The organism is Rhizobium croatiense, assembly GCF_019793465.1.
GTDB classification, from domain to species: Bacteria; Pseudomonadota; Alphaproteobacteria; order Rhizobiales; family Rhizobiaceae; genus Rhizobium; species Rhizobium croatiense.
Genome location: NZ_JAILYJ010000001.1, coordinates 462,099 through 474,978 on the forward strand (window position 1 = coordinate 462,099; position 12,880 = coordinate 474,978).

Consider the following 12,880-nt stretch of genomic DNA (forward strand, 5'->3'; position numbering starts at 1 on the left):
CGATCATGGACAACCCCACTGACACCGCAGGCAAATGTCCTGTGGCCCATGGCAATACGCCGCGAGGCCGAGCCAATCGTGACTGGTGGCCGAGCCAGCTGAACGTGCAGATTCTTCATCACAATTCCGGCCGCGCCGATCCGATGGGCAAGGATTTCGACTATGCCGAGGAGTTCAAGAAGCTCGATCTCGACGCGCTGAAGAAGGATCTTCACGCGCTGATGACCGATTCGCAGGATTGGTGGCCGGCCGACTTCGGCCATTACGGCGGCCTGTTCATCCGCATGGCCTGGCACAGCGCCGGCACCTATCGCATCACCGACGGGCGCGGCGGCGCCGGGCAGGGTCAGCAGCGTTTTGCGCCGCTGAACAGCTGGCCGGACAATGCCAACCTTGACAAGGCCCGCCGTCTGCTCTGGCCGATCAAGCAGAAATACGGCAACCGCATCTCCTGGGCCGACCTTCTGATACTTACCGGCAACGTCGCGCTCGAATCCATGGGCTTCAAGACCTTCGGCTTCGCCGGCGGCCGCGCCGACGTCTGGGAGCCGGAAGAGCTCTACTGGGGTCCTGAAGGCACCTGGCTCGGCGACGAGCGCTATAGCGGCGAACGCCAGCTGGCCGAACCGCTTGGCGCCGTGCAGATGGGCCTCATCTACGTCAACCCTGAGGGACCGGGCGGCAATCCCGATCCCCTCGCTTCGGCGCGCGACATCCGCGAAACCTTCGCCCGCATGGCGATGAACGACGAAGAGACCGTGGCGCTGATCGCCGGCGGCCATACCTTCGGCAAGACGCATGGCGCCGGCGACCCGTCATTCATCGGCGCCGAGCCGGAAGGCGGCGCGATCGAGGACCAGGGCCTTGGCTGGAAGAGCTCGTTCGGCACCGGCGTCGGCAAGGACGCCATCACCGCCGGCCTCGAAGTCACCTGGTCGCAGACGCCGACCAAGTGGAGCAACTACTTCTTCGAAAACCTGTTCGCCTATGAATGGGAGCTGACGAAGAGCCCGGCCGGCGCACATCAGTGGCAGGCCAAGAACGCGGAAGCCTCCATTCCGGATGCTTACGACGCCGGCAAGAAGCATCTGCCGACCATGCTGACGAGCGACCTGGCGCTGCGTTTCGACCCGATCTACGAGAAGATCTCGCGCCGCTTCCTTGAAAATCCGGATCAGTTCGCCGACGCTTTCGCCCGCGCCTGGTTCAAGCTGACCCACCGCGACATGGGCCCGAAGGTGCGTTACCTCGGCCCAGAGGTTCCGGCCGAAGACCTGATCTGGCAGGACGTGATCCCGGCCGTCGACCATCCGCTCGTCGACGACAAGGACATTGCCGAGCTGAAGGCGAAGGTTCTCGCCACCGGCCTTTCCGTGCAGGAGCTGGTTTCGACCGCCTGGGCGTCGGCCTCGACCTTCCGCGGCTCCGACAAGCGCGGCGGCGCCAATGGCGCGCGCATCCGCCTTGCTCCGCAGAAGGACTGGGACGCCAACCAGCCGGCCCAGCTCGCCAAGGTGCTCGGCGTCCTCGAAGGCCTCCAGAAGGACTTCAACGCCGCCCAGACCGGCGGCAAAAAGATCTCGCTCGCCGACCTGATCGTGCTTGCCGGTGCTGCCGGCGTCGAAAAGGCTGCGGCAGCCGGCGGCACCGCCGTAAGCGTGCCGTTCACGCCGGGCCGCATGGATGCTTCCGAAGCCCAGACGGACGCGCATTCCTTCGCAGCGCTCGAGCCGCGCATCGACGGCTTCCGCAACTATGTGAACGGCAAGCGCCTGCAGTTCATGAAGCCAGAAGAAGCACTGGTCGACCGCGCTCAGCTGCTGACGCTGACCGGTCCCGAGATGACCGTCCTCGTCGGCGGCCTGCGCGTGCTGAAGGCAGGCAACCCCGAGCACGGCGTCTTCACCTCCCGTCCCGAGACGCTGACGAACGACTTCTTCGTCAACCTGCTCGACATGGCCACACAGTGGGTTCCCGCCGGCAAGGAAGGCGTCTATGAAGGCCGCGACCGCCAGACGGGTGCGGCCAAGTGGAGCGGCACCCGCGTCGACCTGATCTTCGGCTCGCACTCGCAGCTGCGCGCCTTCGCCGAAGTCTACGGCCAGGCCGACGCCAAGGAGAAGTTTGTCAAGGACTTCGTCGCCGCCTGGAACAAGGTGATGAACGCCGACCGCTTCGACCTCGTCTGATCGGTATCGCAAATCTTGCCCGGGCGCGGTTTCGGCCGCGCCCGGGCTTTTTGTCTCTATCGGATGCCCTGTGTTTCCAAGGCGTTGATTCGCCTGCCTCACCAAGTCAGCTTAGGTGGACGTAAGCACCACCTCTCCTCCCTCATTCCTGTGGCCTCAGGCTTCGCCCGAGGGATGTCACAGGAATCCACTGCGCCCAAGTCCTTGGGCGCGAGACACTTTTCAACTGTTGTATTGAGTCGTTCACCGCGCGGACGCGCGGTGGCTGGATTCCTGTGACAGGCACAGGAATGAGGAGGAGAGGTGGCGCATCCGACCTCAATAACCAGTCTACGAGTGACTGGTGAGGAGTGTGGGGTTGGCCTCCAGCCACTTTTTTCCGCAGCCGTCTCATTTCCATTCGACGTCATCCTCGGCCTTGTGCCGAGGATCTGCTGCCCTATCGACCGGAGGCAGATACTCGGGACAAGCCCGAGTATGACGGAAGAGGGGACAACCGAGCCATTCTTCCCGGATCGTTTTCCGCACCCCCGAGCATCCGGTCCTCTACGCTCAGACCGTCCCCGCCACGCCGCGAACTTCTAACTATGGCGGACCTCACATGCGATAGATAATCGACACATTGGAGGAGTGGACATGAACGGTTTGCAGGGTAAAGTCGCGGCCATCAGCGGAGCTGCCTCGGGTATTGGATTGGCGTCGACCGAAGCGATCATCTCGGCCGGCGGTACTGTGGTAATGATAGATCGGGACGAGGCGGCGCTGAGTGCTGCCTGCGGCAGGCTGGGAGAGAAGGCGATCGCGCTGCCGCTCGACCTTCTCAACCCGAAGATTGCGCCGGTCTGCTTGACGGCATTCTCTCGAAAGTCGGTCAGCTCGACATCTTCCATGCCAATGCCGGCACCTATATCGGCGGAGATCTGGTGGAAGCAAATCTCGACGCGATCGACCGCATGCTCAATCTGAATGTGAACGTGGTCATCAAGAACGTCCGGACGGTCATGCCCCATATGATCGAGCGAGGGAGGGGAGACATCATCGTCACCAGTTCGGTCGCGGGCCAAGCCGCGGCTCCATGGGAGCCGGTCTATTCGCCTTCGAAGTGGGCGATGCACTGCTTCGTCCAGGCCATGCGGCGGCAGCTCCTGAAGAACGGCATCCGCGTCGGCTCCGTCTCGCCAGGCCCTGTCAGCAGCGCTCTGCTGAAAGACTGGCCGGAGGAGAACCTACGCAAGGCAAAAGAGGCGGGCGCGCTGATCGAACCTCGAGACGTCGCGGAAGCCGTGCTCTTCATGCTGACCGGGCCGCGCAACGTGACCATACGCGACGTGGTGATCCTCCCGAGCTCCTTCGACATCTGACACGAGGCCGTATCTCCGGAGAGGGCGCGCTCCTGTCCGCTAGCGCGGCACAACTCCGAAAGGCGATAGCGACAGCAGATCGGGATCTCTCGTCGCCGAAGCCTTCGCCACCTCGGCGTGGCCCATGCTGTAGCCGTAGGACAGGACGCGGACGCCGTCGATCATGAAGAACTGCGCCTGATCTAGGCCGGGCCGCAAGGTGCCCGTCACGGTGACGGTCTCATAGATTTTTTCAAGGTGCAGAGGCTCCTGCGGAACGACGCGAACCAGTTGGTTGGGCGGCGGCGTGGGCATGTGGCTGCAGGCTCCGGCCCAGGGCACCAGCAGGAATTCATAGACGAGATCGCCGTCCTGATCGATCGGCAGGACGAAGCCCGTCAGTTCGACCGGTTGGCCCTCGTCACGCCAGACGAGGGTTTCGCCCTGCGGGCCGCTGACCGCTTTCGGCGACAGCGGAACTGTCGCCCTGGCCTGATCGGCCGGCCGCAAGGCGCTCCAGAAAATCGGCTGCGCCGCAGCGAGGGCGCCGGACACCGGCCATGCCGAGCCGAGCGTGAGCATTGCGAACATCAGGAATTGGTGCTTTTTCATCGCATCTCCCAGGCCGGCCGCTTTAACAGCATTGCCGCTACCCGAGGATGCTAGCCGATCCCGCTCGGCCGTCAAAGCGCTCGGTGGTGTAGCATCCAACTTAAACCTAACGTCATCCTCGGCCTTGCGCCGAGGATCTGCCGCACCTCAACCGTAGCAGATGCTCGGAGCACAAGTCCGCGCATGACGAAAGGGACGCCGGCAGGCATCGTAAGCAATCAAGAGATCCCGTGTAGGGTGGGCACGGGATCTCCCTGCCGGATCGGTCGGACCCTTACTTCTCCGGCATCATCGAGGAGTGGTGGGAGGTGATCAGCCAGTTCCCGCCCTTGAACTCATAGGTGTAGGTGTAGCGGGCAGGCACCTTCGAGCCGTCCTTCATGCTGAAGGTGTAGGTGCCGGTGTCGACGGCCCAGTTGCAGCCGGTCTTGATGGTGCGGCTGTCGATATGGCCCTTCGGCCCCTTTTCCAGGAAGTGCTTGAAATAGTCGATCCGCTCTTCCTGGGTGAAGCGCGGCTTGTTTGCCAGCGTCGCGAGCAGCACGGAGTCCTCGCTGTAGTTATTGGCGACCTCCTGGGGATTGAGCGTCGCCAGCGAGGCGTTCCAGCGGTCGAAGAGCTTTGCGACCTGTTCTTCGCTCGCCGGCGCGCAGGTCGCCGTTTCGGTCGCGTTGGCGGACTGGACCTGGACGAAACCGATGACAAGGGCGGCAGCAATGATCGTACGCATGTTTGAGTTCCTTTGTGGCGGTTCCGGGCGACATCGCATCGGTCAACCGCATGACCGATAGTTAAGCGCCGGAACACCGCTGCCCCATCTGCCGGGTGGCTTCGATCCGATCTGCCGAACGGCATAGATGACATTCCCGCCGGAATGACTATCGTGCCCGCGTCATTCATTTCAGGAGCAGTCCCCGCTGGATGGAGCACAATAGAGATACGGCGCATTCGCCTGATGTGGCGGAGATGAGGGCGCTTTACCGGGCGGCGGAAGCACGGGCGGCCCGGCTGCGGTTCATCATCGAGACGCGCACCCTGCTCGATGCGCAAGCCTTCGAACGGCAGCACCCGAGGTCCTGTCGCGGCTTGCCGATTTCGCAGGCGCAACGCTCGCGACACTTACCTTTCCCTCACAGCAAGGAAAGACGCCGACGCAGTTGGCGATCGGCAAGCCGACCGCCAATGACACCATGCTCTTCGCTTCCGAGGAAGGCTCCGCTCTTTCCCTGACGCTGATCGGCGCGCCCAGGGCGCGCGCTATCGACGCCGACGACCGAAAGACGCTGGAGGTGGTGGCGGGGCAGCTCGCCGATGCCTGCCATCTCGAACGGCAGGCGGCGGAGAAGCAGGCGCTGCTCGGCGATCTCGAACGGCAGCGCAGCGAACTCGCTGCCCTCGTCGCGCAGCTGATCCAGGCGCAGGAGCAGGAAAGGCAGCGGGTGGCGCTTGATCTTCACGACGGCGCGGCACAGCTTGCCGCCGGCCTCAGCTACCGGCTGCAGGACCTCGCGGCCCGCATCGGCGAGCCGCATGCGCTGAAACCGGAGATCGATCAGCTTGCGGCGTTGGCCCGCCGATCGGTTGCCGATCTGCGCGCTGCCATCGCCGATCTCCGCCCGCCCGAGCTCGACGATCTCGGCGTCGCCGCGGCGCTCCGCACCCGCCTCGACGCGATCGACGGCATGGAGGTGGTCGCCGATCTCGATGCCGGCGCCGACCGCTGGCCAGCGTCGACCGGCATCATCTTCTACCGCGTCGCCCAGGAGGCGATCACCAATGCGCTCAAGCACGCCGAGGCGAGCCGGCTCGTCGTACGCCTTTTCGAGGACGGTGCGGGCCAGGCTCATCTTGAAGTGATCGACGACGGCAAGGGTATTGGCGAGGCGCGCCATCCTGAAGTTCAGGGAAGGGGAGCCCGGCTCGGCATTGCCGGCATGCGCGAGCGGCTGGCGCTGCTCGGCGGCCGTTTCGAGATCGGCGCCGGCGTTTCCGGCGGCACGCATGTCCGCGCCGCAGCGCCGCTCAAGCAGGAGACGGCGGGATGACCGCATCCATTCTCGTTGCCGACGATCATGATATCGCCCGCGCCGGCCTGATCGCCATGATCGGCGGCCAGGAAGATTTCCATGTCGCCTTCGATGTCCGCGACGGCGCGGAAGCGGTGGAGGCGGCAGCCCTTCACAAACCGGATCTGGCGCTTCTCGACATCCGCATGCCTCGAATGGACGGCCTGGCGGCCACGCGGGAAATCCGGCGCGTCTCGCCAGGTACACGCGTCATGATCATCACCATGCATGACAGCCTCGATTATCTCGAAGCGGCGATCGAAGCCGGCGCCACCGGCTATCTGCTGAAGGATGCGAGCCGGGAGGATATTCTGCGCACGATCCGCAGCGTGCTCGAAGGCGACGCCTTCTTCGACGGCCCGCTGGTCGCAAGGCTGTTGAAGCGCGCCGCCACCAAACCGCAGACCAGCGCCAGCGCATTGAAGACGCTGACCGTGCGCGAGCGCGAAGTGCTGATCAAGGTGGCCGAGGGCCTGACAAACAAGGAGATCGGCCGGGCGCTGAAGATTTCGCCCGGCACGGTCAAGATCCATGTCGAGCGCATCATCGCCAAACTCGGGGCCGGCGACCGCACGCAGGCCGCCGTCATGGCGGTGCGCGGCGGGCTGGTGCAGACAGCCAAGGATGAGCAATGATGCTGCGCTTCGCCGACCTGCCGCTTCGGGCAAAGGGCATCGTCATCATCATGGTGCCGCTGGCGCTGCTCTTGGCCGCTCTCGCCTCGGTCTTCATCGCCGACCGGCAGAGCCGTATTGCCGAGGACCAGGTGCGGGTGACGCTGGAGATTCAGTCCGGCATTCAGGAGCTGCATGCCCTGATTGCCGAAGCGGCGACCGCCATGCGCGGCTATCTCCTGACCGGCAGGAGCGACTTTCTCGATCCCTTCAACCGCGCAGAGGACAGACTGCCCGTCGTGCTCGACGAGGTCGGCCGGCGCTTACGCGATGAAGAGCAGAAGGCCCGCCTCGAGCGCATCCGCGCCCTGGTGGATGCCAAAGTCGACCGTCTGCAACTCCTGAAACAGGCCGACATCCTGCGCGCCGGCGGGCGCGAGGATCTGGCGGCCAAGCTCATCGAGGGCAAGCAGGTGCTCGACATGCTGCGGCAGGAGATCGACGCGATGAACCGGCGCGAGGCCGATCTCCTCAACGCCAGAACGCAGGCCGCCGACCGGGTCCGCACCCTGTCGCGCAGCCTGATGATCGCCGCCGGCTTTCTCGGCTTTGCCGGCGCGCTCGTCGCCGTCTTCCTGTTTTCGGCGAGCATCGTGCGCCGCGTCCACGCGCTGAAAGCCGAGGCGCACCGCCTCTCGCGAGGGGAAGTCGTGACATCGGCCGATCCCTTCCGCGATGAGCTCGGCAATCTCGGACAGGCACTCGCGGATGCGAGCGTGCTTCTGAAAAAACGCGAGGCCGACCTGACCGAGAGCGAGGAACGCTTCCGCCAGCTGGTCGAGGGCGTCAGCGATTACGGCATCTTCGGGCTCGATCCCGATGGGCGGGTGGTGAGCTGGAATGCCGGCGCAGAGCGGATCACCGGCTACCAGGCCGAAGAGATCGTCGGCCAGCATTTCTCCCGCTTTTATCCCGCCGCGACCAGGGAGACGTTTCCGGGAGAAGAGCTTTCAAAGGCAGCCCTGCACCGCCGCACCGAAGCGGAGGGCTGGCGCCTGCGCAAGGATGGCTCGCGCTTCTGGTCGCATGTCGTGGTCACCGCCCTTCACGACGAGACGGGCCGGCTGCGCGGCTTTTCCAAGATCACCCGCGACATTACCGAGCGCAAGCAGTTCGAGGAGGCGCTGCTTGCCGCCCGCGAAGATGCGGTGCGCGCCAGCAATGCCAAGAGCGAATTCCTGTCGCGCATGAGCCATGAGCTGCGCACGCCGCTGAATTCCGTGCTCGGCTTCGCCCAGCTTCTGGAAATGGACGTCACCGACGGCGAATCCCGGGAGAGCGTCGCGCAGATATTGCGCGCCGGCCGGCACCTGCTGAGCCTGATCGACGAGGTTCTCGACATGGCGCGGATCGAGGCCGGGCGCATGGATCTTGCCGTCGAAGCGCAGCCCGTCGCCGAGGTGATCGAGGAAGCCGTGGCACTCGCAAAGCCGCTCTGCGGCAAGCAACAGATCCGCATCGAGATCATCGAGGCCGAGACGGATCTGACGGCGCTCGCCGACCGCCGGCGTCTCCTCCAGGTGTTCCTCAACCTGCTCTCCAATGCGGTGAAATATAATCGCCCGCAGGGCAGCGTGACCGTCAGCCACCGGGCGCTCGACGACCGCATCCGCATCGAGGTCAGCAATACCGGCCCCGGCATTCCGGCCGAGCGCGTCGCGCGGCTGTTCACCCCCTTCGACCGGCTGGGCGCCGAGCGCATCAGCCAGGAGGGAACCGGCCTCGGGCTGGCGCTCTCGAAACACCTGATCGACGCCATGGGCGGCACGCTCGGCTTCACCAACCGGGCGGGCGGCGCGACGTTCCACATCAATCTCCCGCGTGCGCCCGCGGCGATGCGGGGCGCAGAGGCGCAAGACGTCGCGGTGCCGTAAGTCTCCTCCGTCATGCTCGGCCTTGTGCCGAGCATCGGACCACGATAATTGCTTGGCGGAAAAACATCTATGTTCAGAAACTTAATTGGGCCGGCGTAGATCCTCGGCACAAGGCCGAGGATGACGTCGCGGGTTTGCGTCCATGGCTGATACCACCGATATCCTGCGCGCCTCGACGATCCTGATCGTCGATGACGAGCCCGCCAATGTTTCGCTGCTGGAACGCATCCTCAAGCGCGAGGGCTTTACGGCGCTGATCTGCACCACCGAGCCGCGCGAGGCCCTGCGGCTCTTCCGCGAGCATACCGTCGATCTCGTGCTGCTCGACCTGATGATGCCCGACCTCGACGGCTTCGCGCTGCTCGAGACCTTCGCAAGGCTCATCCCCGACGACAGCTACCTGCCGATTCTGGTGCTGACCGCCGATGCGACCCTGCCGACGCGCCGGCGCGCGCTGTCCCTAGGCGCGAAGGATTTCCTGACCAAGCCCTTCGACGCGATCGAGGCGGTCCTGCGCATCTTCAACCTGCTCGAAACCCGCATCCTGACGCTGGAGCTTTCCAGGCACGGACTGGCGACGCCGAAAACGGAACGTCCGCGCATCGATTGATCCGTGTCGCCGATCCGTGCTCAGATTCGGCGGGTCCAATCTCAGGTCAGGGATTGACCCAGCGGCAATAGGAGAGGGCGCCGGCTTCGTCATAGCCGAATAATGCTCTGCGATTGTCCTGCTGCCGCAACTGGAACCAATCCAGCGTCCGAGCTCTAAAGATCAAGACGCCGAAGCGCGCCTTTGCCTCTGCCTCATCCGCAGGCTCCGCCGCCGTGTCGATCGTTTCGAAGGCGCGTTCGTCCCCGGGCGGGCCGCCCGTATATGTAATCCTTGTCCCCGCGGGCAACCTGTCCCATGCGGCGTCAGCCCCTCCGCTTCCCGGCCCATGAAGCTCGACCTTTCCCTGAAGCCTAAGTTGCAGCCGGCTTTCGGCGCTGAAGCCGAGGACCGTGACATGAGGATTTGTGAAAAGCTCCTGCCATTTCGGGCTGCGCGTATCCGTATGAAATTCGAGACGCCGCGCCGATCGTTCGGCCGCACGCAGCACGACCATGCGCGCCTGCGGCCTCGTCTCGGCGTCGACGGAGCAGAGGTTGAGATAGCGGAAACCCGACTGCGGATCCGCCGCAGCCGTTTCGAGCTCCGCCCATGCCGCGGCGTCGATATCGGTCAGATCCACCGGCAGGTCCCAGGTCAAACGGAACGGGCGATGCCGCCGTCGACGCGGATGTTCTGGCCGGTGATATAGCCCGCCCCCTCGGACAGAAGGAAGGCAATGGTGGCCGCGATTTCCTCGCTGGTGCCGTAGCGGCCCATCGGAACGCTGTCGCGCCGCTCGTCGGTGGCGGGCAGGCTGTCGATCCAGCCGGGCAGGACGTTGTTCAGGCGGATGTTTTTGGCCGCATAACTATCCGCGAAGATCTTGGTGAAGCTTGCCAGTCCCGCCCGGAAGACGGCCGAGGTCGGGAACATCGGCGAGGGTTCGAAAGCCCATGCCGTCGAGATATTGACGATAGCGCCGCCGCCCTGCCTCTCCATGATCGGCGCCACCAGCCGGATCGGACGCACCGCGCTCAGGAAATATACCTCCATGCCCTTGTGCCAATCCTCGTCGGAGATGTCGAGGATCGGCGCGCGCGGACCGTGGCCGGCGGAATTGACCAGCGCGTCGATGCGCCCCCATCGCCCCATCGAGAGATCGACGAGCCGCTTCATATCGTCGTTGGACTGGTTGGAGCCGGTGACGCCGACGCCGCCGAGTTCCTTTGCCAACGCCTCGCCTTTGCCGGAGGATGACAGAATGGCGACACGGTAGCCGTCCGCAGCGAGCTTCCGCGCGGCTGCGGCGCCCATGCCGGATCCGCCTGCGGTGATGAGAGCGACTTTTTCTTCAGACATTGAAATCTCCGACTGCTGAGTTTGCGAAGCATTATGCCAGATATGCTCTCTGCTTTCGCGCGAGAAAGAAACATGCGAGACTGTAGAAAATCTACTGGATGAGCCAATGATCCAATCCCGCCGCGCGCTGCCGCCGTTGAATGCCTTGCGCGCCTTCGAGGCTTCGGGCCGCAGGCTGAATTTCCGCGCCGCCGCCCAGGAACTCGGCGTCACGCAGGGTGCGATCGCCCAGCAGGTCCGCGCGCTGGAAGATCAGCTCGGCCTCATGCTGTTCCAGCGCCTGCCTCGCGGCCTTGCGCTGACCGCGCAGGGTGCGGCCTACCTCTCTGATGTGACCCGCGCCTTCGATATGCTTGGCGAAGCGACCGGACGGCTCCTGGCGCGGCCGGAAACCGTGACGATCAGCGTCACCCCGACCGTCGCCGCCAAGCTTTTGATCCCGCGCCTCGCCGAGCTCTACAGCGCCCTTCCCGACGTGGATCTGAGGACGGTCGCCACCGAGGCGCTGTCGGATTTCGACCGCGACCAGGTGGATATTGCCGTGCGCCTGACCAGCCAGGCTTTCCCGGCAACGCTGGAGGCGAGGCTGCTGTTCCGCCAGGAACTGGTCGCGGTCGCGAGCCCGCATCTGGTCAAGGGCCTTACCCTCCCCTTGAGCGGCGAAGAACTTTGCAAGCTGCCGCTCCTGCATGACTCGCACGATCGCTGGGGGATGTTCCTCCGAATCCGGGAGAAGCTGCCGGGCGCGGCCTTCAACCACACGACACTGGCGCTGGATGCAGCACTTGCCGGCCAGGGCGTGGTGCTCGCCTGCCGGGCTTTCGTGGCGGCCGATCTCGAGGCCGGGCGGCTGGTGCAGGTGACGAATGCGACGGCGACCATCGGCGCCGATTACTTTCTCGTCCGCAAACGCTCATCATCGCCGCGAAAGGCCGTCGACGCGGTGTGGGACTGATGCTCGACGCGTCTGTCACTCGCCTGATCGCGGAATGATCGAGGCCGGCCGTCAGCCGGCCCCATCATTTTCAGAACATGGTGTTCTTGTTGGCGGCCTCTTTCGGAACCGCTTGGATTACATCCCAGTGCTCGACAATCTTGCCGTCCTTGACGCGGAAAATATCGACGATCGCCTGGCCGCGGTCGTCAGTGCCGTTCGTCGCATGCACATGCAGCCAGACGAGATCGCCGTCGGCCGCAGTGCGAACGATTTCTGCCTTCGATTGAGGGTTTTCCTTGAAGAAGCCGGTGAAGAAGGACACGAGAGGTTTCTTCCCATCGGGAACCTGAGGATTGTGCTGCCGATAATCGTCCGCGACGACTGAAGCGGCCTCGAGATCATGGCTGTTGAAGAAGCGATCGTAGAACTCCACCACTAGCTTCCGGTTGGCTTCCTCGACCTTCAAATCCCGAGAGGCGGCAAAAGCGCCGGAAGGCATGGCGATGCCCGCCAGAACGGCGAGTGCGCAAAGCGATTTCCCGAATGTCATGCATCAATCTCCTTGGTATGATTCCGCGATCTAGTCTATGAAACAGACTAGTAGGCTTGGTCTAGGACAGCGCGAAATGCCCGGCAAGAAGGCAGTTTTCAGTGCCAAGGTCAGCGCGCGTTGACCGAGAAGGAGGAAGCGATGCCCGGCAAAACCGATCCGGCGGAAGAGCGGCCCGGGGCAGGATGCCCGATCAGGGGCGTGCTCGACCGCATCGGCGATCAATGGAGCCTGCTGACGCTCGAAGCGCTGGAAACCGAGAAAAAGCGCTTCAACGCGTTGCTGCGCGAGATCGGCGACATCTCCAAACAGATGCTCTCCAAGACGCTGCGGCATCTGGAGCAGGACGGCTATATCAGGCGCACCGTCTATCCCGAGGTTCCCCCGCGCGTGGAATATGAGCTGACAGAACTCGGCCGATCCTTCCTCGCTCCCATGAAAACCCTAATCGCATGGGCCGAGCAGAACCATCCCGAGATCATTCGATCGCGGCTACGGCACGACGCCGAGTAGGGTTGAATAGGCAAGAAGCAATGTCGAAGCGCGTCCTTCGAGGCTTCGGCCTGCGGCCTACGCACCTCAGGATGAGGGAGGTTGGTGGATGCCGCGCCGATAACAACGGACGTTGGAGTATCCGCCAACGCTCAGGAGAGCCTCATCCTGAGGTGCCCCGAAGGGGCCTCGAAG

Annotated in this window: 12 protein-coding genes and 1 pseudogene; 8 read left to right on the forward strand and 5 right to left on the reverse strand. The window is 64.1% G+C overall.

Annotated features, from left to right (window positions below; translation table 11 throughout):
- Positions 1-5 precede the first annotated feature (5 nt).
- Together katG and K6M89_RS02045 are read left to right on the forward strand one after the other, a co-directional pair.
- Positions 6-2,189, forward strand: coding sequence for a catalase/peroxidase HPI (gene katG, locus K6M89_RS02040; protein WP_097581528.1), 2,184 nt, complete (start codon positions 6-8; stop codon positions 2,187-2,189).
- A 636-nt stretch (positions 2,190-2,825) separates the two neighbouring features.
- Positions 2,826-3,550, forward strand: a pseudogene (locus tag K6M89_RS02045) (SDR family oxidoreductase).
- 39 nt (positions 3,551-3,589) lie between these two features.
- Here the strand turns inward: K6M89_RS02045 and K6M89_RS02050 are convergent.
- A complete protein-coding gene (locus K6M89_RS02050) occupies positions 3,590-4,141 on the reverse strand; it encodes a DUF3299 domain-containing protein (protein ID WP_222138261.1) in 552 nt (183 codons plus the stop codon).
- 274 nt (positions 4,142-4,415) lie between these two features.
- The gene (locus K6M89_RS02055) at positions 4,416-4,871 is read right to left on the reverse strand and encodes an SgcJ/EcaC family oxidoreductase (RefSeq protein ID WP_097581408.1); all 456 of its coding nucleotides are present in this window, start codon (positions 4,869-4,871) and stop codon (positions 4,416-4,418) included.
- Positions 4,872-5,298: 427 nt separating this feature from the next.
- Here K6M89_RS02055 and K6M89_RS02060 point away from each other — a divergent pair, with 427 nt between their 5' ends.
- The 4 genes from K6M89_RS02060 (at position 5,299) to K6M89_RS02075 (ending at position 9,365) form a co-directional block, all read left to right on the forward strand.
- Positions 5,299-6,186: a sensor histidine kinase gene (locus K6M89_RS02060; RefSeq protein ID WP_246642281.1), complete on the forward strand. Its 888-nt coding sequence runs from the start codon at positions 5,299-5,301 to the stop codon at positions 6,184-6,186.
- On the forward strand, positions 6,183-6,842 hold the full coding sequence (locus K6M89_RS02065) for a response regulator (RefSeq protein WP_222138262.1): 660 nt from the start codon (positions 6,183-6,185) through the stop codon (positions 6,840-6,842). Before K6M89_RS02060 ends, K6M89_RS02065 begins: the two co-directional genes overlap by 4 nt.
- A complete protein-coding gene (locus K6M89_RS02070) occupies positions 6,839-8,755 on the forward strand; it encodes a sensor histidine kinase (protein WP_222138263.1) in 1,917 nt (638 codons plus the stop codon). Before K6M89_RS02065 ends, K6M89_RS02070 begins: the two co-directional genes overlap by 4 nt.
- A gap of 142 nt (positions 8,756-8,897) precedes the next feature.
- The gene (locus K6M89_RS02075; protein ID WP_222138264.1) at positions 8,898-9,365 is read left to right on the forward strand and encodes a response regulator; all 468 of its coding nucleotides are present in this window, start codon (positions 8,898-8,900) and stop codon (positions 9,363-9,365) included.
- A 46-nt stretch (positions 9,366-9,411) separates the two neighbouring features.
- On the opposite strand, the gene K6M89_RS02080 is transcribed toward K6M89_RS02075, so the two are convergent.
- Entirely contained in the window at positions 9,412-9,987 is a 576-nt protein-coding gene (locus K6M89_RS02080) for a pyridoxamine 5'-phosphate oxidase family protein (RefSeq protein WP_222138265.1), read from the reverse strand.
- A gap of 14 nt (positions 9,988-10,001) precedes the next feature.
- On the reverse strand, positions 10,002-10,706 hold the full coding sequence (locus tag K6M89_RS02085; RefSeq protein ID WP_222138266.1) for an SDR family oxidoreductase: 705 nt from the start codon (positions 10,704-10,706) through the stop codon (positions 10,002-10,004).
- A gap of 106 nt (positions 10,707-10,812) precedes the next feature.
- Here K6M89_RS02085 and K6M89_RS02090 point away from each other — a divergent pair, with 106 nt between their 5' ends.
- Positions 10,813-11,661 (forward strand): LysR substrate-binding domain-containing protein, encoded by an 849-nt coding sequence (locus K6M89_RS02090; RefSeq protein WP_222138267.1) that lies wholly within the window; start codon positions 10,813-10,815, stop codon positions 11,659-11,661.
- 70 nt (positions 11,662-11,731) lie between these two features.
- On the opposite strand, the gene K6M89_RS02095 is transcribed toward K6M89_RS02090, so the two are convergent.
- On the reverse strand, positions 11,732-12,193 hold the full coding sequence (locus K6M89_RS02095) for a nuclear transport factor 2 family protein (protein WP_222138268.1): 462 nt from the start codon (positions 12,191-12,193) through the stop codon (positions 11,732-11,734).
- A gap of 141 nt (positions 12,194-12,334) precedes the next feature.
- Here K6M89_RS02095 and K6M89_RS02100 point away from each other — a divergent pair, with 141 nt between their 5' ends.
- Positions 12,335-12,706 (forward strand): winged helix-turn-helix transcriptional regulator, encoded by a 372-nt coding sequence (locus K6M89_RS02100; RefSeq protein ID WP_222138269.1) that lies wholly within the window; start codon positions 12,335-12,337, stop codon positions 12,704-12,706.
- Positions 12,707-12,880: the final 174 nt, after the last annotated feature.